Source organism: Cecembia sp. (assembly GCF_007126775.1).
Classification (GTDB): Bacteria; Bacteroidota; Bacteroidia; order Cytophagales; family Cyclobacteriaceae; genus Cecembia.
Window position 1 is genome coordinate 1 of sequence record NZ_SLAP01000091.1, and the last position, 17,842, is coordinate 17,842.

Sequence of the window (17,842 nt, forward strand, 5' to 3'; positions counted from 1 at the left end):
ATTTGAAGGATTCTGGGATAACCTCCTGTAACCTGCGCATCCCGCATCAACAAAATGAGTCTGCCTGAAGGGGTCAATTGTACTGTTCCAGGATAAACAGGAGCGGTTAAGATGGGAGACAATTCATTGGAAATTTCCTCTTTTAATTGGTAGGCCATACGATTGATCATATCAGAAACAGTAAATGTTTTTTTGAGAATTCGATTTTGCAGTAATTGTGGAAGCTTATCCCATTCAGGGCCGGGATAAACACTGATTTGTGTAGTTCTGTACCAATCTGACCGTACCCTGGCTTTGGTCTCTACAGGAGGGTAAAACCGCTCCTCTTCTGAGAGGTAGCAAATTTCATCATTTTTTACTGCCCGCTCCCTGGGTGTTATATGCGCAAACCAACTCCTGCTTCCTGCCACCTCTTCAGTTTCAAATCCTCCTTGTACTCCCATGTAAAGCCATTGCCCCTTTCTGAATTTGCCGACCATGATCTGGTCATTTTCTTGAATTTCAATGACCTGGCCGTTTTTGATGTTTTTTTTACCGTTGAGAAAAATATCCGCCTCAGCACCGGCAAACACAATGCGGGTCGCCCGCTCAAACACCATTTCAGGACCCATGTTGGACATTTCCAATGCAGCAGAACCTTTTTTATTGGACAATAAAAAATTGACCTGAGCAAGAGAGTACCTATCCATAGCACCAGAGTAGGGCACCCCATAGGCTGCTAGTCCAAAGCGTCCCAAATCCTGTACTGAGGTCATCAGACCGGGCTTGGTAAAATGTATATAGGAAGGGACTTTAATCATAATTCAATTTATATTTTCCCAAAGCAGAAAGGTGATGGATCTCATCAAAGGTTTGTTTGTCGACTTCCAAAAACCGGATATAATCTCCGACTTGAGCTTGGACAGGCGGATCAGTCTTAATATCAAAAATATGAACAGGGCATTTTCCAATAGCATACCAGCCACCTGGACTATCTTGAGGGTAAATTCCTGTTTGATGTCCTCCAATAGCCACAGATCCGCCCTTAATTATTCTTTCAGGTTGTTCTTTTCTTGGAGTAAAAAGTTTTGGATCCAAGCCTCCTAAATACATAAACCCTGGAAGAAAGCCATAAAAATGTAAAAAGTAAGAAGGGGCACTGTGTAGCTGAATAATTTCTTCCGGCTCCATTCTATGTATTTTTGACAGTTTTACGAGGTCTTTGCCATCAGTACCGCCATAAAAAACAGGAAAATGCCAAGTTTTTGATTTCACTTGTCCTTTGTTGAGAGGAAGGTTTTTAAATTCGGCTATTAATTCCTGACAATCCAGGTCCGATATATCCACATGTAAGCGTAAAGAAAGGGAATTATAGCCTTTCCTGATTTCTTTGATGCCTTCCCCGTAAAACTCATTGAGATAAGACGCTACTTGTTTCAGTTCCATAAGAATTTCTTCGGAAATAATTGGAGGCCAAGTGAACTCCACCAATTTCTCATGGGTACGGAAGTATCGGATATCCATTTTTAAAAGTTAAGGTTTTTACGGATAATTTTCAAGATGTTCAATGCTCCTGGATTATCACCATGAATACATATGGTATCTGCATGGATAGCAATATAAAGTCCTGAGAGGGTTTTGATTTTCTTCTCTTCCAGCATCAGGCGAACATGTGCCAAAGCTTCCTCCTGATCGGTTATCAGCGCATTTGCATGCATCCGATTGACCAAGGAATAATCTTCATTATAATTCCGATCAGCAAAAATTTCCAACATAAGTGGAATTTTTCTCTTTCTTGCCTGATTTTCGATAATTGAATTAGGAGGGGAATAAAGGATTTTACCTGGAAAATTTTCCTGAAGGAGGTCACAGAAAATCATTGCAAGTTCATGGTTCTTAGCGAGTTCGTTATAAAGTGCACCATGAGGCTTAACATGCGTCAACGGATATTTTTCTTCCTCACAGATATATTGAATTTGTTGTATTTGATCAATGAGCTGGTTTTTTAAAACCGCGGGAGAAATGTCCATAACTCTCCGGCCAAAGTTCACAAGGTCTGGATAGGAGGGATGGGCACCTACTTTTACCTGAAAAATTTTTGCCAACCTAACTGTTTTCCGAATGCTGTCGGGATTTCCTGCATGGCCCCCACAAGCAATATTACAGCTATCCAAGTAAGGCATCAGTTGTGCATCATTTTCCAATCCTTCACCCAAATCGCAATTGATCTCCATCAGCCAGTGCTTTTAAGTGCTAAAATAAGTTTTATTTTCTTTTTAGCTTATTATGAGCAAAAAAACCTTGAGCTTGAGCAGAAGTCACTGACCTATTCATTCAATTTTGTAACTTTGTCCAAATCCAATATGCACTATGTTCGAATTTAATCCGGAAAAACATTATCCAAAAGAAACCGAAAGTAGGGTGGTTATCCGTTTTCAGGATTGTGATCCTTTGCAACACCTGAATAATGCCAAATATTTTGATTATTTCTTCAATGCAAGGGAAGATCAGGTCCCCAAACTATACGGCCTGGAAATGATTGATATGATCCAAAAGTACAAAGCTGCCTGGGTGGTTTATAACCACAACATTTCCTATGTGAGGCCTGCAAGGGTGGGAGAATGGATTAGGATAATGAGTAGATTGCTTTGGTATAACAATAATACCGTGGTTTTGGAATATTACATGACCGATGATTCTAAAAAAGAGCTCAAAACCCTGCTATGGACCACTATGCGCTATGTTACCATAAAGGAAGGGAAATCAACGGATCATACCGGGGGAGTTCTTGATTTCTTAAAAGCCACCAGCGAAAACTTGGATATAAGTGATATTTCAATTTCTGAAAGGGTGAAAACGCTCAAACAAAAATTAGCCGAAGGTTAAAATTGACCGTTTGGAGAACAAAGCCTGTGCGCTACCGTACAGGTCCATTTTTCTTTTTTAGAGGAAACAATTCCAATGGGAAACTTTTTAAAAATAATCTTTAAAAAGTTCAGCCAATTCATGCAACCTTAGGAGCTATACTTTTTGGATTCAATTGAAGTAAAACTGTCTCAAATTGGGACAATCTTTGTTGGAGATGTTCAAGCTTGAAACATTTTTCTGGATTTTTTTCAGGTATTTAACTATCTGTTTTCATTTGTTTTAATATTTTTTCATGAAATCAAAGCGCGAAATTTCATTTAGGAAGTGGTGAATTTTTTTGTGGTACAAAAGATGAAATGAAACACAGTACCAACTTAAACAAACCACAAAAATGAAAAAGATTTTAACAATGACATTGATCGCTACACTAGGCTTGGGCGGTTATGCAAACGCAACAAATGAAAACTTGGAGGCTTTGACTGAAGTCAAAAACAGCAACAACAAGGTAAAGGTAATCCTAAAAGAAGGCTTAGGGAAAGTAAGACTTGAAGTATTGGATGTCAAAGGTCAAAAACTGCATCAACAAACCGTTTTTGTAAAAAATGATGTAATGGTTCCCTATGACTTATCTGAACTTCCAGTCGGTCATTATCAATTGAAAATTGAAACTGGCTCAAAATTTACTTCTCCAGAGACAGCAACTTTTGCAATTGAAAGAAAGCTTACGAAAGCTGAATTGCCTTTGGTAGCATTTAGGAAAGATTTGGATCAAGAAGCGCTTAAGATTACAGTTTTGGGATTAGATAGTCCAGGTGTAAGGGTACAGCTATTTGACAAAAATGGTCGAGAAATTTTTGAAGAAAAAATTGATCAACCGGAAGCGTTTACTAAGGTCTATCATTTACAAAACATGAAAACTCAAGATGTAAAGGTACCGGTCACCGATGCCAGGGGTAGACAAAAGATAATGTAAGGAAAAAGAAATAATTAACCTGCTTATAAGGCATTGTTAAGAATCCATAAAAAAACCATGTCTTTAAGATTAAAAAATTTAATAGTTAAACAGGTTAAAATTCGATCCAATCCATAAACTGGAGTATAAGTCATACGTAAGTAATGCTGAATACTAACCAACTTAAATAAAACAATTATGAAAATTTTATTAACGCTTGCATTGATAGCTGGACTGGGATTCAGTCCAGCCAATGACACTGAAGAAAGCATCAATGAACTGATTAAAGTAAAAGCTCAGGATCAGAGGATGAAGGTTATTCTACCTGAGGGAATTGGCAGGGTTCATGTCAATATTTTGGAAGCTGATGGTAGATTTATCCATACTACTAGGGTAAATGCGGATCGCAATGTCATCGTTCCCTTTGACTTGTCCCAATTGCCTGATGGAGAATACCAAATAAAGATCAAACAAAGGGATGGCTCCGAGCAAAGAATTATCCACCAAGTTGTAAAAGAGCTAAAAACTCCCAAGCAGTTCCCTTTAGTTGCCTACAGTAAAAAATTAGATGACTCATCTTTTCAATTGACCGTAGTAGGACTGGATAAGCCCGGTGTAAGGGTAGAAATATCGGATTCCTTTGGGAAAAATCTCTTTAACCAAGTAATAGATCATCCTGAAGCATTTTCTAAAATTTACCGCATGGAAAATAAATCATTAGATGGCTTGATGGTTAGGGTAACTGACCAAGATGGAAGAAGCAGAAGCTTTTTACTTTAAATCAAAAGGAATGTAAATTGGACCCTGTGCTTTACAGCACAGGGTTTTTTAGTTTTTTACATTATCGGTTACTTGCTGCAATTTTTTTTTCGCATTTTTGGAAAAGAAAAATTAAGGTTATTTATGATGAATTATTTGAACAGATTGACGGCTATTTACCTGGTTTTTATCTTAAGTTCAGGAAGTCTTTTTGCGCAGGAAAAAGCCGACCTCGAGATGATGCACCGTATCAAGTCGGAAGGTATCGGAAATTCTCAGATTGAAGAATTGTCATTTTATTTGACGGATTATCTAGGTCCTCGACTTTCTGGATCCACCAACCTTCGAAATGCAAGGGAATGGACTGCCGAAAAATTCAAAGAATGGGGATTGAGCAATGTTAAGATTGATGATTATGGAGATTTTGGGCGGGGATGGAATGTTAAAAAATCCTACATTGCCATGAAAGTGCCTTACTATGCCCAGGTGATTGGTTATCCAAAAGCATGGACCAATGGTACCAATGGTGCGGTAAGTTCAGAAGTTGTTTTACTGGAAATCAATTCTGATGCCGATTTTGAAAAATACAGAGGCACACTGAAGGGAAAGGTTATAACCATCGCTTCTAACCTGCAGTTAAGTCCAGCTTTTGAGGCAGAAGCCAGAAGATGGACAGATGAGGATTTGGAAGCAAGAAAGGAAATCACTATTGGTGGAAGAACGGGAAGGTATACACCTGAAATGCTGGCTCAACTTCGGGCACAAAGAGAATTAGATCAAAAATTGAGCAAATTTTTATTGGAAGAAGAGGTTGGATTAAGAATCACAGGAACAAGAGGAAATTTTGGAACAGTTTTCCATACCAGAGCAGGATCCTTCAGTAAAGAAAAACTGCCTACAGTTCCAGAACTTGAAATTGCAGCAGAGCATCATGGAAGGATCTATAGACTATTAAAGAAAGGAATTACTGTGGAAATTGAGGCTGAAGTAGATGTAGAATGGCTGGATGATGATTACAGGGGTTACAATGTGTTGGCTGAAATTCCAGGAACAGATCGGAATTTGGGAAGTGAAATTGTAATGTTAGGAGCACATTTGGACAGCTGGCATGCAGGAACTGGCGGCAATGACAATGCAGCTGGTGTTGTCGTCATGATGGAAGCCATCCGTATTTTGAAAGAACTTGGCTTCCAGCCAAAAAGAACCATACGAATTGCACTTTGGGGTGAGGAAGAGCAAGGCTTATTTGGCTCTAGAGGTTATGTTCAAAAGTATGTGGCCGATAGAAATACCAAAGAGAAAAAAGCTGAATGGGACAAAATATCCGCTTACTACAATCTGGACAATGGCTCTGGAAAAATAAGGGGAATCTACTTGGAAGGCAATGATATGCTGGTTCCAGTCTTTGAAGAATGGTTCAAACCTTTTCATGAAATGGGAGCCAAAACAATCACCAGAAGGAACACAGGTTCAACAGACCATGTAGCATTTGATGCGGTGGGTGTTCCGGGCTTTCAGTTTATCCAGGATCCTATTGATTATGGACGTGGTTACCATACCAATATGGATGTGTATGAAAGGATGCAGTTTGCAGATATGACCCAAGCCGCGGTCATCATTGCAGCCATGGTTTACAATACTGCACAAAGGGACGAAAAATTACCAAGGAAACCCTGGAAATAATATTCCCGCCAAGCTAAGTAATAAGCTGCATGTACAGAGCCATTCTTCTGTACATGCGGTTTTTTTTCATCCAATAAATGGCATCCAAAAAAAATTGGTCAACACGCCTATTTTTCCTAATTTTATAAGAAAAATGACCCAAATTCTATCTCTTGTCAGGATTTAATTTTGAAAGTTTATAAACCCAAATACCAATATGTATTCTGTCATCCGAACAATTTTCAATGAGGAACATGAGATGTTCCGTCAATCCATAAAAGATTTTATTGCAAAAGAAATCACCCCTTATAATGCGGAGTGGGAAAAAAATAAGATGGTTTCCCGAGAATCCTGGAAAAAACTAGGAGACAATGGTTTTTTGTGCATACAAGCTCCGGAACAATTCGGAGGCTTAAACATTCAGGATTTTAGGTATAACGCGATTTTGGTTGAAGAACTGGGTTTAAGCGGTTGCTCTGGTCCGGCGATTGGTTACCCCCTCCATAATGATATTGTATTCCCTTATATTCTTCACTATGGAACCGAGGAAGCCAAAGCCAAATATATCCCCGGTATGATCAGTGGAGACTTGATTTCAGCTGTAGCCATGACCGAACCAGGTGCTGGAAGTGATTTGCAGGCCATCCGCTCTACTGCTGTTGATATGGGAGACCATTACCTGATTAACGGTTCCAAGACGTTTATCACCAATGGCTATCTCGCGGATGTAGTTGTGGTAGCTGCTAAAACTGACCCGAAACTAGGTGCCAAAGGTATTAGTTTATTTATTTTGGATAAGAATATGGAAGGCTTTTCTAAGGGCGTTCCATTTGAAAAAGTAGGCCTTCATGCCCAGGATACCTGTGAACTCTTTTTTGAAGATGTTAGGGTTCCAAAAGAAAACCTGCTTGGAAAAGTAGGAGAAGGTTTTAAATATTTGATGACAGAATTGGCACAGGAACGGTTGATCGTGGGACTGGCAGCAGTAGCCCTCGCGGAATCGGCCTTTCTTTCAACTTTGGAATACGTTCAGCAGCGCAAAGCGTTTGGTAAAAGTATCTCTGACTTTCAAAATACCAGGTTCAAACTGGCTGAAATGGGGGCAAAGCTAGAGCAGGGAAGGATGTATTGTGATCAATTAGTCAGCTTACACAATGATAAAAAGGTTGATCCTGCAATGGCTTCTTCAGCAAAATACCTGCTCACTGAACTGCAATGCTGGGTTTCTGACGAGTGTGTGCAATTGCATGGAGGTTATGGTTACATGTGGGAATATCCGGTGGCCCGGGCTTTCGCTGATGCCCGAGTACAGCGAATTTATGCAGGCACCAATGAAATTATGAAAGAGCTGATTGTTCGGAAATTGCTCAAATAAAAATGGATTATTTGTATAAAAACCACTTTTCATTTAAAGGAAAGTGGTTTTTTCATTTTAGAAACAAACAATTATCATTTATATTTCGTCACCATTAAATAAATTCTAATCAACCCAAAATAAATCTTTCTATGCATAATTTTCCTTGGTTCAAGTTTTATCCATCAGCCGTCGATGCAGAAATTAATGTTACCGCATATAGTTCTGTAGTAAACCTTTTCGAAGAGAGCGTCAAAAATTTCGGTGATGCCATCGCTTACGAATGTATGGGAAAAACCATCACTTTCAATGAGGTGGATCAACTCTCAATGAAATTTGCCTCTTACCTTCAAAATGACCTGAATATGAAAAAAGGGGACAGGGTGGCCATTCAGATGCCCAATTGTCTTCAATATCCCATTGCTCTTTTTGGAACCCTCAGGGCAGGTATGGTAGTGGTCAATACCAATCCTCTTTACACTCCAAGGGAAATGAAACATCAATTTGATGATGCCGGAGTTGATGCCATTGTGATTGTGGCCAATTTTGCCAGTAATCTTGAAAAAATCCGCCATGAAATCCATGCCAAACATGTGATCGTAACCGAGTTGGGTGATATGTTGGGTGGCTTAAAAGGTACCCTGGTAAACTTAGTTGTAAAGCATGTGAAAAAAATGGTTCCCGCATATAACCTTCCCAGATCCATTTCATGGAAAAAGATGATGGGCAGTGCCAATGCAGCAACTTTCAAAAGGCAGGAAATGACTCTTAAGGATACTGCTTTTCTACAATATACTGGTGGGACGACGGGTGTTTCTAAGGGTGCAGATCTCACTCATGGAAATATTGTAGCCAACATGCAGCAAATTTCTGCTTGGATGAAACCTAAACTTAAAGAACGGGAAGAAATCGTCATTACAGCCCTGCCCTTGTACCATATTTTTGCTTTGACGGTCAATTGTCTTGCCATGTTGAAAATCGGTGCCCACAACGTATTGATTACCAACCCAAGGGATATGCCCGGCTTTATCAAGGAATTGGGAAAGCACAAATTTACTGTCATTACCGGAGTCAATACCCTCTTTAACGGACTGCTAAATCAAGATACTTTCGGTAAGTTGGATTTCACTGCTTTAAAAGTTGCAGTGGGAGGAGGCATGGCCGTACAAAAAGCCACAGCCGAGAAATGGGAAAAGGTAACAGGAACGCCCTTGGCAGAAGGCTATGGATTAACCGAAACCTCTCCTGTGGCAGTTTGTAATCCGATAGATGGAACAGAAAGAATAGGAACCATTGGCATACCACTTCCCAATACTGACATTAAAGTGATTGATGATAATGGCAAAGATTTGAAAGCGGGAGAAAGAGGGGAATTATGTATCAAAGGCCCTCAGGTAATGAGAGGTTATTGGAATCGTCCGGAAGAAACAGAGCAGGTGATGGATGGGGAATGGTTCAAAACTGGAGATATTGCTGTGATTGATGAGGATGGCTTTGTGAAAATTGTGGACAGGAAGAAAGAGATGATCCTGGTATCTGGCTTCAATGTGTATCCCAATGAGGTGGAAAATGCCATTGCCATGCATCCAAAAGTATTGGAAACAGGCGTAATAGGCATGCCTGATGAAAAGTCTACGGAAAAAGTGGTGGCCTATGTAGTACCAAAGGATAAATCTGTCACAGCTGAGGAAATTATCGCCCATTGCAGAAATGAACTCACCAATTACAAAGTGCCAAGAGAGGTGTACTTTGCAGATGAATTGCCAAAAACCAATGTAGGAAAGATCCTAAGGCGGAAGATTAAAGAAATGCATGAAAAGACATTTGCTTAAGACTAATCTCCGCTTCAGTTAAATAAATACTGATGGGTTAGGTTTTGCTTACTGATTAAAAGGACCCCTGTTTCTGAATTTTTGGCAGGGGTCCATTATTTATAAGTCTTTTTTGATAAAAGCTTTATTTTAAGAAACATATTGGTTAAATTTTTATCAAAATAAACCCACATTAGCCAATGACATTTGATTACATCATAATTGGTGCCGGGTCCTCAGGATGCGTGCTGGCCAATCGCTTATCTGAAGACCCGAAAAATAAAGTCCTTTTAATTGAAGCGGGAGATAAGGACAAAAAACTGGAAATTAAAATTCCAGGTGCTTATGCACAACTTCACCGTTCAGAAGTGGATTGGGCATTTTGGACAGAACCACAGGAACATGTGGATCGTAGGAAGATTTTTATTCCAAGAGGAAAAGTTTTAGGAGGAAGCAGCAGTACCAATGCAATGGCTTATGTTAGGGGAAATAAAGAAGATTACAATGAATGGGCTGCCTTAGGAAATAAGGGGTGGTCTTACAAAGAGGTTCTTCCATACTTTGTCAAATCTGAAAATAATGCAGATTTCAAAGGAGAATTTTATGGCAAAGAAGGGCCTTTACATGTCAGCTACTCCCGGCAGCCCCATCCACTTGGTCATGTATTTATTCAGGCATGTTCAGAAAACAATATTCCTCATAATGAAGAATACAACGGAGCTCATCAATTTGGAGCTTCTATGTTACAGTTTACTATCAAAAACAACGCTAGACACAGTACCGCGGCAGCTTTTCTCCAACCCGTATTGAAAAGGGAAAACCTAGAAGTGATGACATCAACCATGGTCGCCCGAATTTTATTTCAGGAAAACAAGGCATCAGGAGTTGAAATCCTTAGTAAAAAGGGCGAAAAGCGTGAAATTTACTGCAAAAAAGAAGTGATTTTAAGTGCGGGCGCATTTCAATCCCCTCAAATTTTGATGCTTTCAGGTATTGGAGATTCCAAACAACTTTCAAAGTTTGGGATCAGTACAGTAATGCACCTGCCAGGTGTAGGACAGAACCTCGTTGACCATGTATGGTCCGGTGTATCTGCTTGGACCAAAACCCCAACCAATAACAACACCCTCAAGCCCTGGAATCAAATCACAGAACTGGGTCGGTATCTGCTTTTGAAAAAGGGGGCTTTAGGAAACAGCCCCCTGACTGCTAATGCATTTTTAAGCACTCATGAAGATTCAGAAAGACCTAATCTCCAATTTCATTTGGCACCTTCAGGTATAAAAGATGATTACAGCACTGATATCTATGATTTAAAGACTTATCCTTGGCGCAGTGGAATAGGTATTTTGGTTATTGCCATCCGTCCGGAAAGCAGAGGATATGTGGGCTTGAAGAGCAATAACCCTTTAGATGCCCCATTAATACAGCCTAACCTGCTTTCCAATAAAAACGATCTCGAGGTATTAAAGAAAGGGATTTTAATGGCTAAAAATGTATTTGAGTCCAAGCCTTTTCAAAAATACCTGGATGGAGGTGTTTGTTTTCCCAAAGAGTTTGATGAAAAAGGCCTGGAAGCACATATCAAAAAAAGTCTTGAAACCCTGTACCATCCTGTAGGAACCTGTAAAATGGGGAATGATGATCTCTCTGTGGTGGATTCCTCATTGAAAGTGAAGGGAATTCAAGGGCTAAGGGTAGCAGACGCTTCCATAATGCCGACAATAGTATCAGGAAACACCAATGCAGCTTGTATTATGATTGGAGAGAAAGCTGCCGCAATGATTCTGGAAAAGGTTTGAGTAAATCCCATATCATTATGGAAATCCTTGTTTTCCCATTGATTTTGGTTAAACTAGAAAAGCTGATTACAATATTTGATGCTCATTGATCATCCCGGATAAAATAAACCTCAGCAATTTTACCATTACTGATTTTATAAATCGCAATTGCACGCATTGGCGCTTGTCCTTTTTGTATGGTCACCTCTTCTTGATCAATCACTGTATTTCCCATTACCATCCGATTGACTAGTTTACAATGTAGATCAGGCGTTCTTGAAAACATGCGTCCATAAAGTCCATACATTTCTTCTTTACCTTGGTAGAGCAATTGATCAGGAAAATTAAAGACTTTTACATCCTCGGCATAGGGCAAAACGAAGGCTTCAATGTCTCTTGCATTGTAGGCTTCCAATTGTTCCTGAGCCAATTTCTCTGCTATTTTTTCAATTTCCTGTTGGCCATTCACTTTACTAAAAGCCAAAAAGGCCATTATAATGGTTAAATATTTAAACACGTCTTATATCCTCCTACCAATTTTCAATGGATTGTTTAATAGATTTAGATCTCATTCCTTCATTGATTGCCTTTTCCATTAAAGGCAAAAATTCATTATCTCCTGCAAACCTCAGGGCAATGATCTGAGAAAGTCTGAGCTTGTTTTCATTTTCACGAAATGATTTCCCTGTAAGTTCAAAATACCGCTGCCTCACTTCCAAACGGATGATCCTGTCCTGATTTTTAAGTGCATAAATTCTCGCTAATAATGGTAGGATTAATAAAATGACAGCTCCACACAAATGATATAATTGCTGTGTGATATGAATTCTTGAACCAATAGCAGTAAATAGATTATTTAATGTCCAAAAAAAATAAATCAAAGTCAGGGGAGTAATTACAAAATGATGAAGTGGATAATACTGGGTGTGGTTTTTAAAGGTTTGCATGAATTGTAAAATATGGTTAATTGCTACAATTTAATGCAAAAGCAGCCATCTATCAAAAAGATTATTGATCAGTATAGATTTTTTTGGTTTTCAATGGCCTAACTCCCTCTATTTACTCTTTTTTCATTGAAAAAGGAAGTTTTTTTTATAGCATGCCAAAGGAAAAGAGTTTTGGAATAAGTTGTCATATTCTATACCTTCGTAACTTTAATCAAACAAAGAAAATGGATTACAAAAAACTCGACGAAGACCTGAATACCATTGTAGAAAAAAGGATTGCCCTGAGCAAAATCTCTTATGCTGATGAGGCCTATGATGATATTGAGGAGGAAATGCATGACCTAGAGGATAATTTCAATGAGAATTACGGTGATGAGTTGGAGGATATTTTAGAAAAGATTTATGCACAGCTCAAATCTGACAATGAGGTGCTTTTACCTTCTGCTTATCTCGCAAATGAGTATCATGTCATGGTGCCGGATGCATACGGTAAAGTAACTTACGAGGTCATTGGTAGAGAAGGCGTTCCTTTGGAATCTGAACAATTTGACAAAATGGATGTGAGGTTGGTTTTAGTTCCTAATCCCGCAAGGTTTGTCCTACAGATCAACGGTAAATCCATGAAGGATCTTTGGGTGGCAAGGTAATGGTCTGGTACCAATGACAGACTTCAGTAACCGTCACCCTGAGTGAAGCGAAGGGTCTCCTATAAGATGGGAGAAGCTTCGACTCCGCAAGCTCCGCTCAGCATGACGTTTCAATAACTGTAATTACCTTTCTGTAAATGTCAAATTTTAAAAACTACCAATGACAGATAATTGGAACCGTCACCCTGAGTGAAGCGAAGGGTCTCCCAAAATAAGAGGGGATGCTTCGACTCCGCAAGCTCCGCTCAGCATGACGTTTCAATAACTGTCATTACCTTTCTGTAAATGTCAAATTTTAAAAACTACCAATGACAGATAATTGGAACCGTCACCCTGAGTGAAGCGAAGGGTCTCCCAAAACAGAGGAGATCCTTCTCCGTAAATACCTAATTTTATATTCTCAAGTTGTCTTGGTTTCTTTTTCGACCAAGACAAGCTTATATCAAAATCCCAATTTTTCCCTGACCTGTTGTAGAATGTTGCGGGCTATCATCCTGGCTTTATTCTCTCCTTCTGATAACCTTGCTTCTAACTCCTCAGGATGGGACATGTAGTAATCGAAAAGTCTTCTTTCCTCTGCATATTTGCTCAAAATAAGGTCCAAAAACTCCTTTTTGGCATGTCCATAACCGAAGTTACCTGCCAGGTATTTAGACCTAAGTGCAGCAGTTTGTTCTTGGCTAGCTATCAATGAAAATAATTTGAAAACATTGCAGGTATCCGGGTTTTTGGGATCCTCCAAAGGGGTGGAATCTGTCACAATGCTATTGATATTCTTTTTAAGTGCCTTTTCAGGTAGAAAGATGTCAATATAGTTGTTATAAGACTTACTCATTTTCTGCCCATCTGTACCTGGAATAATCATTACATCCTCAGAAATCCTAGCTTCCGGAATAGTTAATATTTCTTCTTCCACTTTATGGTTAAAAGTACTGGCAATATCTCTGCTGATTTCCAGATGCTGTAACTGGTCTTTTCCCACAGGGACGATATTTGCCTCATAGAGGAGAATATCTGCTGCCATGAGTACAGGATAAGTAAAAAGGCCTGCATTGACATCAGCCAAGCGGTCTGATTTGTCTTTAAAGCTATGCGCATTGGCCAACATGGGATAAGGTGTAAAACAACTGAGGTACCAGGTCAGTTCTGCTACTTCTGGTATCATAGATTGTCTGTAAAATACTGTTTTATTGATATCCAAGCCAAATGCCAACCAGGCAGCAGCTACAGCAAGGGTATTCTCTCTTCTCAAAGCACCATCTTTGATAGTGGTCAGAGAGTGCATATCCGCAATGAAAATAAAGGATTCATTGTTGTCTTTTTTGGTCAATTCAATCGCAGGTAGAATTGCTCCTAGTATGTTTCCCAAATGAGGTCTTCCTGAACTCTGTATTCCTGTAAGTACTCTAGCCATGCTTTCAAAATTTCGCGCAAATTAATTAATTAAAGATACAATACGCTTAAATTTTTCCGTTATTTGCCCATATGAATCAGTTTGCATGTTACTCTTTGTGTCTTCTAATTTTTGGATTATTCGCTTTACCGCTTGATGCCCAAACACTTGATAGAAAATTATTGCTCTGGGAGCAAAAGTCTATTGATTTGGGTCCTGTGTTAGAGGAAAATGGCGTAGTAGAGGCTACCTTTTATGGACTTAATCCTCATCAGGATAGCATTTACATTACTGAGGTCATTACAGATTGTGGCTGTACAGCAGTGGGATACAGTCAGGATACCTTATTGACCGACAAAATAGCTGACATACAGGTTCGCTTTGACCCAGACTACAGAGGAGGGCAGTTTTCCAAAGCCATTATAGTCCGGACAAATAGAGACAGCGTAGGGGATACCCTTTATTTGGAAGGCATCAATTTGCCCCTGCCCGAAAATAAAGATTTGGCTTATCCTCACCGAAAAGGGGCATTTGGTTTTAGACTTCCCACAGTTCACATGGGAAATGTTTTTACCAATATACCCAAAACAAAATTCGTAGAAGTTTATAATTTTGGTTCTGACTCCCTTTCTTTGGCCTTGGAGCAGTTGGATCTTCCGCTTCATTTACACCTCGTTCTGATACCAGAAATGATCCCCCAAAGAGAAAGGGGTTTCTTACAAATTGCTTATGATGGTGCTATAAAATCAGACTTGGGATATTTTGAGGAAAATATTTCTTTAACTATTGGAGAAGAAGAAGTACCCTTAGACTTAAAATTGACTGCTGTAGTTTTTGAATATTTTGATCCAGTGCCCAGAAGTATGGAGTCTGTAGTGCCAAGAGTAGGCCTCTCTGAATCAGAAATAGACCTGAAGGAAATCAATGCCAATAGAAAAGTTTCCAAAAGTCTTTATATCGATAACCTCGGAAGCGAGGATCTGCATATCCGAAAAGTGATGGGTAATTGCGATTGTTTAGAAATTACGTTATCAGATGAAATATTGATTCCTGGTCAACGAGGAAGTATAGCGTTCGAATTTGACCCCAAAGGAAGGAGAGGCATAGACCACAAGCATATTACCCTATTCACCAATGATCCTATCAGTCCTGTAAAGACAATTACAATAAAAAGTAACATAAAGTAGAACGGAAAGACAGTTTTTTACGTATAAATGGTATGGAAGTTGATATATAATCAACGGGTTTAGGTTGCGGGTGCAACTTTAAAAAACCAATCTTTATTTTATTTCTCACATTTAAAAATTATAACATGAGTTCTACAAAATTTATTTTAGGCGCCTTGGTTGGTGCAGCTGTAGGTGTTCAAATCGGTATATTGGTTGCCCCTGATAAGGGAGAAAATACAAGAAAAAAAATCTCTAAAAAAGGGGGAGAATATTTCGATGACCTTACGGGTAAAATGAACGGATTCTTCGATAACCTCACAAAAAAAGTATCAGACGTCAGTACTGAAGTCGATAAATTGGCAAAAAAAGCCAAGGCTGAGGTCGATAAAGTCACCAAGTAAGCGTCAAAAATTGTTTAAAGGGAGGCAAAAGTCTCCCTTTTTTTATGCTAAAAATACCCTGTTCAGGGTATTTTTAGAGCAGCTAATTTTTACTACCTTTAGGTAAGTATTCCAGAGCCCTAGTTGAACTATGAAAACAGAAGTAATTTTACCTACAAGCAAATTGTCTGCTTTTGTTTCAAACTACTTTTTTGTTGAGGCAGCAAATGAGGAAAAAATCAGTATGCGGTCATGTGAATTTGAAGTTGCACTTGGCTTACCCCTAGGAAAACCTTTTTTTTATTACGCTGGTCCCGCTCTTGGTGAATTTGAAGAGGTATCCTTTTCTTCTTTCGATAAGCCCATTATGTTTTGGGACAGTAAATCAATTGACTATCTAAATGTAAGAAAAAATACAAGGTTAGTATTTGTCAAATTTACAAATTTTGGACTGGAGGTATTTTTACATGAAAAAAACCCTCAATTCCATGAAGCAGTGTTCCCTTTGAATGCACTGGGCTTACCGGTATTTGGTTTAACCGTTAAAAGAAAGCTCCGTTTTAATCAGGATAATAATGCTGGAATTCGAATTATAGAAGAAGAGTTATTGCGTTTTTTCCAAAAAAGCCAAAAAATGCAAAGTGAACAAGAAGAAGTTGATTTCGATAAAGAATTTCCTTTTCTTTCATAAATATTTAATTTAAAATACTGTTTATCAATTATTTATAATTTAATCAAGGCTAAAAAGTCAAAATACCCCATAAGGGGTATTCATTTAATGTTCGTAAACAGTTAGATTTGTCTGAAGGATTCAATACCTAAACAATAGCATGCAGCAAGATTTTATTTTACCGGAAGACAGCCTAACTGAATATGTTACTGGTTACTTGCTGTTTGATGGGAATTGTGAAGATGCATTAGAAATCGGAACATTTGAAAACAGTTGTTCTCTGGGAATTCCTTTAGGAAAACCTTTTGATTTTTTTCTCGGTGGTAAATCTCTAGAAGACGAAAGCACTTTTGTAGACCTTTTTGATAAACCTTATTTTTTCATTTCTCACGAAAATCTTACATCTATTTGGGTTTCAGGAAAGGTCAGATTAGTATTTGTGATTTTTACAGAAAAGGGACTCAAGGGGGTTTTACGACAGAAAAAAAAGGATTTTAATCAGTATATTTTCCCTTTAAGCCGCATTGGTCTGCCCATGTTTAACCTCATGATTAAAAGGGAATTACGATTCAATGAAGACAATGTCAAAGGCATTAAAATTATTGAAAATGAACTACAAAAATTTTTCAAAAAGACCAAAATCGAGGAATCCAAGGATAAAAATGAAAATATAAACTATCCTTTTTCTTCCAAAGTACCGGAAAAATAATTTTTTAGAAACATAAAAATACCCTGTACAAGGTATTTTTTACCATTCTTTCAAATATTATTTTAGAAGCAAAGATTAAATATGTGTAAACCACTTGTTTTACTTTTTTCTGCATTTGTAATATTTGGATTATCTGAAGCCTTGGCAAATGATATTGCATTTACACCTGAATTTCTATTGATAGAAGACAAAGAAGACTATCCTCTAGGAAAACACCTGTTTTTTCTGGAGGACCCCGTCAACTCTCATGTGGAAACTATATTTCAGCACTTTTCCCAGGAAGAATTCCAACCTTTGGGACACCCTAATCTTTTCAATAAGGGTTTTAGCCAATCCATTTGGTGGTTTGCCTTACCATTGGAAAATGCGCTAAACAGAGAAAATTCAGTTATTTTTAGTCCCGCAAGTGCTTCTATATTGGAAGGTACACTCTATATTTTTAGTGAAGAAGGCATACTTTTAGACAGTCTGTTGTCGGGATATGGAATCCATAACAACCAAAGAGATATGGATACCAGGCTCATTTCATACCATATTTCGCTAAAACCTAAAGAAAAAGTAATCCTACTCCTGAAGGCTGATTCAAGAGGGAGAAATACCTACATTCCCTTTTTTTTGGACAATTTGGATTCCTTTTGGGTTTTTGAGGTCAATAGGGCAGCATTATTTGGTGGGATAAGTACCATCTTGGGTTTTGCTATATTATTTGCACTGTTGCTATATGTGTATTTACGGGAGCGCATCTACCTGATCTTCGTGGC

19 protein-coding genes are annotated in these 17,842 nt (G+C 38.5%); 13 read left to right on the forward strand and 6 right to left on the reverse strand.

Features of this window, described 5'->3' with window-relative positions:
• The 3 genes from QZT73_RS05665 to pxpA form a co-directional block, all read right to left on the reverse strand.
• A partial coding sequence (locus QZT73_RS05665; RefSeq protein WP_291787097.1) for a biotin-dependent carboxyltransferase family protein occupies window positions 1–800 on the reverse strand: 800 nt, incomplete at its 3' end.
• Complete coding sequence (pxpB, locus tag QZT73_RS05670; protein WP_291784813.1) at window positions 793–1,503, reverse strand: 5-oxoprolinase subunit PxpB; 711 nt, start codon at window positions 1,501–1,503, stop codon at window positions 793–795. The genes QZT73_RS05665 and pxpB, both read right to left, overlap by 8 nt.
• Window positions 1,504–1,505: 2 nt before the next feature.
• Complete coding sequence (gene pxpA, locus QZT73_RS05675) at window positions 1,506–2,213, reverse strand: 5-oxoprolinase subunit PxpA (protein ID WP_291787100.1); 708 nt, start codon at window positions 2,211–2,213, stop codon at window positions 1,506–1,508.
• A gap of 136 nt (window positions 2,214–2,349) precedes the next feature.
• Between pxpA and QZT73_RS05680 the strand changes: the two genes are divergently transcribed.
• From QZT73_RS05680 to QZT73_RS05710, 7 genes are all read left to right on the forward strand, one after another.
• Entirely contained in the window at window positions 2,350–2,865 is a 516-nt protein-coding gene (locus QZT73_RS05680; protein WP_291784809.1) for an acyl-CoA thioesterase, read from the forward strand.
• A gap of 373 nt (window positions 2,866–3,238) precedes the next feature.
• Entirely contained in the window at window positions 3,239–3,820 is a 582-nt protein-coding gene (locus QZT73_RS05685) for a DUF3244 domain-containing protein (protein ID WP_291787102.1), read from the forward strand.
• A 177-nt stretch (window positions 3,821–3,997) separates the two neighbouring features.
• Complete coding sequence (locus QZT73_RS05690) at window positions 3,998–4,579, forward strand: hypothetical protein (protein WP_291783409.1); 582 nt, start codon at window positions 3,998–4,000, stop codon at window positions 4,577–4,579.
• 126 nt (window positions 4,580–4,705) lie between these two features.
• Entirely contained in the window at window positions 4,706–6,241 is a 1,536-nt protein-coding gene (locus tag QZT73_RS05695) for a M20/M25/M40 family metallo-hydrolase (RefSeq protein ID WP_363331085.1), read from the forward strand.
• 196 nt (window positions 6,242–6,437) lie between these two features.
• Window positions 6,438–7,595: an acyl-CoA dehydrogenase family protein gene (locus QZT73_RS05700; protein ID WP_291787107.1), complete on the forward strand. Its 1,158-nt coding sequence runs from the start codon at window positions 6,438–6,440 to the stop codon at window positions 7,593–7,595.
• Window positions 7,596–7,726: 131 nt separating this feature from the next.
• Window positions 7,727–9,406, forward strand: coding sequence for an AMP-binding protein (locus QZT73_RS05705; RefSeq protein ID WP_291787110.1), 1,680 nt, complete (start codon window positions 7,727–7,729; stop codon window positions 9,404–9,406).
• Window positions 9,407–9,585: 179 nt separating this feature from the next.
• The gene (locus tag QZT73_RS05710; RefSeq protein ID WP_291783421.1) at window positions 9,586–11,187 is read left to right on the forward strand and encodes a GMC family oxidoreductase N-terminal domain-containing protein; all 1,602 of its coding nucleotides are present in this window, start codon (window positions 9,586–9,588) and stop codon (window positions 11,185–11,187) included.
• Window positions 11,188–11,269: 82 nt separating this feature from the next.
• On the opposite strand, the gene QZT73_RS05715 is transcribed toward QZT73_RS05710, so the two are convergent.
• Both QZT73_RS05715 and QZT73_RS05720 read right to left on the reverse strand, forming a co-directional pair.
• A complete protein-coding gene (locus QZT73_RS05715) occupies window positions 11,270–11,683 on the reverse strand; it encodes a nuclear transport factor 2 family protein (protein WP_291783423.1) in 414 nt (137 codons plus the stop codon).
• Between the two features lie 13 nt (window positions 11,684–11,696).
• Window positions 11,697–12,113, reverse strand: coding sequence for a DUF6526 family protein (locus tag QZT73_RS05720; protein ID WP_291787112.1), 417 nt, complete (start codon window positions 12,111–12,113; stop codon window positions 11,697–11,699).
• A 224-nt stretch (window positions 12,114–12,337) separates the two neighbouring features.
• Between QZT73_RS05720 and QZT73_RS05725 the strand changes: the two genes are divergently transcribed.
• Window positions 12,338–12,760 (forward strand): hypothetical protein, encoded by a 423-nt coding sequence (locus QZT73_RS05725; RefSeq protein ID WP_291783952.1) that lies wholly within the window; start codon window positions 12,338–12,340, stop codon window positions 12,758–12,760.
• A 442-nt stretch (window positions 12,761–13,202) separates the two neighbouring features.
• Here the strand turns inward: QZT73_RS05725 and trpS are convergent, their stop codons facing one another.
• Window positions 13,203–14,174 carry a tryptophan--tRNA ligase gene (gene trpS, locus QZT73_RS05730; RefSeq protein ID WP_291783954.1) on the reverse strand — a complete coding sequence of 324 codons (972 nt, stop codon included), beginning with the start codon at window positions 14,172–14,174 and terminating at the stop codon, window positions 13,203–13,205.
• A 71-nt stretch (window positions 14,175–14,245) separates the two neighbouring features.
• On the opposite strand from trpS, the gene QZT73_RS05735 reads away from it, so the two are divergent.
• The 5 genes from QZT73_RS05735 to QZT73_RS05755 all read left to right on the forward strand — a co-directional run.
• Window positions 14,246–15,340, forward strand: a complete 1,095-nt coding sequence (locus tag QZT73_RS05735; RefSeq protein ID WP_291787114.1) for a DUF1573 domain-containing protein — start codon at window positions 14,246–14,248, stop codon at window positions 15,338–15,340.
• 125 nt (window positions 15,341–15,465) lie between these two features.
• On the forward strand, window positions 15,466–15,723 hold the full coding sequence (locus QZT73_RS05740) for a YtxH domain-containing protein (RefSeq protein ID WP_291783958.1): 258 nt from the start codon (window positions 15,466–15,468) through the stop codon (window positions 15,721–15,723).
• Window positions 15,724–15,853: 130 nt separating this feature from the next.
• Window positions 15,854–16,393, forward strand: a complete 540-nt coding sequence (locus QZT73_RS05745) for a hypothetical protein (protein ID WP_291783960.1) — start codon at window positions 15,854–15,856, stop codon at window positions 16,391–16,393.
• A gap of 139 nt (window positions 16,394–16,532) precedes the next feature.
• Window positions 16,533–17,081 (forward strand): hypothetical protein, encoded by a 549-nt coding sequence (locus QZT73_RS05750; RefSeq protein WP_291787116.1) that lies wholly within the window; start codon window positions 16,533–16,535, stop codon window positions 17,079–17,081.
• Between the two features lie 81 nt (window positions 17,082–17,162).
• Window positions 17,163–17,842 (forward strand): 7TM-DISM domain-containing protein (locus QZT73_RS05755; RefSeq protein WP_291787118.1); only part of this gene is annotated, 680 nt, incomplete at its 3' end.

Bases quoted from the DNA above. Each gene is read 5' to 3' on its own strand.
- QZT73_RS05695 (WP_363331085.1), top strand. From the start codon at position 4,706: ATGAATTATTTGAACAGATTGACGGCTATTTACCTGGTTTTTATCTTA.
- QZT73_RS05735 (WP_291787114.1), top strand. From the start codon at position 14,246: ATGAATCAGTTTGCATGTTACTCTTTGTGTCTTCTAATTTTTGGATTA.
- QZT73_RS05745 (WP_291783960.1), top strand. From the start codon at position 15,854: ATGAAAACAGAAGTAATTTTACCTACAAGCAAATTGTCTGCTTTTGTT.
- QZT73_RS05680 (WP_291784809.1), top strand. From the start codon at position 2,350: ATGTTCGAATTTAATCCGGAAAAACATTATCCAAAAGAAACCGAAAGT.
- QZT73_RS05720 (WP_291787112.1), bottom strand. From the start codon at position 12,113: ATGCAAACCTTTAAAAACCACACCCAGTATTATCCACTTCATCATTTT.
- QZT73_RS05725 (WP_291783952.1), top strand. From the start codon at position 12,338: ATGGATTACAAAAAACTCGACGAAGACCTGAATACCATTGTAGAAAAA.
- QZT73_RS05705 (WP_291787110.1), top strand. From the start codon at position 7,727: ATGCATAATTTTCCTTGGTTCAAGTTTTATCCATCAGCCGTCGATGCA.
- QZT73_RS05685 (WP_291787102.1), top strand. From the start codon at position 3,239: ATGAAAAAGATTTTAACAATGACATTGATCGCTACACTAGGCTTGGGC.
- QZT73_RS05700 (WP_291787107.1), top strand. From the start codon at position 6,438: ATGTATTCTGTCATCCGAACAATTTTCAATGAGGAACATGAGATGTTC.
- QZT73_RS05740 (WP_291783958.1), top strand. From the start codon at position 15,466: ATGAGTTCTACAAAATTTATTTTAGGCGCCTTGGTTGGTGCAGCTGTA.
- QZT73_RS05690 (WP_291783409.1), top strand. From the start codon at position 3,998: ATGAAAATTTTATTAACGCTTGCATTGATAGCTGGACTGGGATTCAGT.
- pxpA (WP_291787100.1), bottom strand. From the start codon at position 2,213: ATGGAGATCAATTGCGATTTGGGTGAAGGATTGGAAAATGATGCACAA.
- trpS (WP_291783954.1), bottom strand. From the start codon at position 14,174: ATGGCTAGAGTACTTACAGGAATACAGAGTTCAGGAAGACCTCATTTG.
- QZT73_RS05710 (WP_291783421.1), top strand. From the start codon at position 9,586: ATGACATTTGATTACATCATAATTGGTGCCGGGTCCTCAGGATGCGTG.
- pxpB (WP_291784813.1), bottom strand. From the start codon at position 1,503: ATGGATATCCGATACTTCCGTACCCATGAGAAATTGGTGGAGTTCACT.
- QZT73_RS05750 (WP_291787116.1), top strand. From the start codon at position 16,533: ATGCAGCAAGATTTTATTTTACCGGAAGACAGCCTAACTGAATATGTT.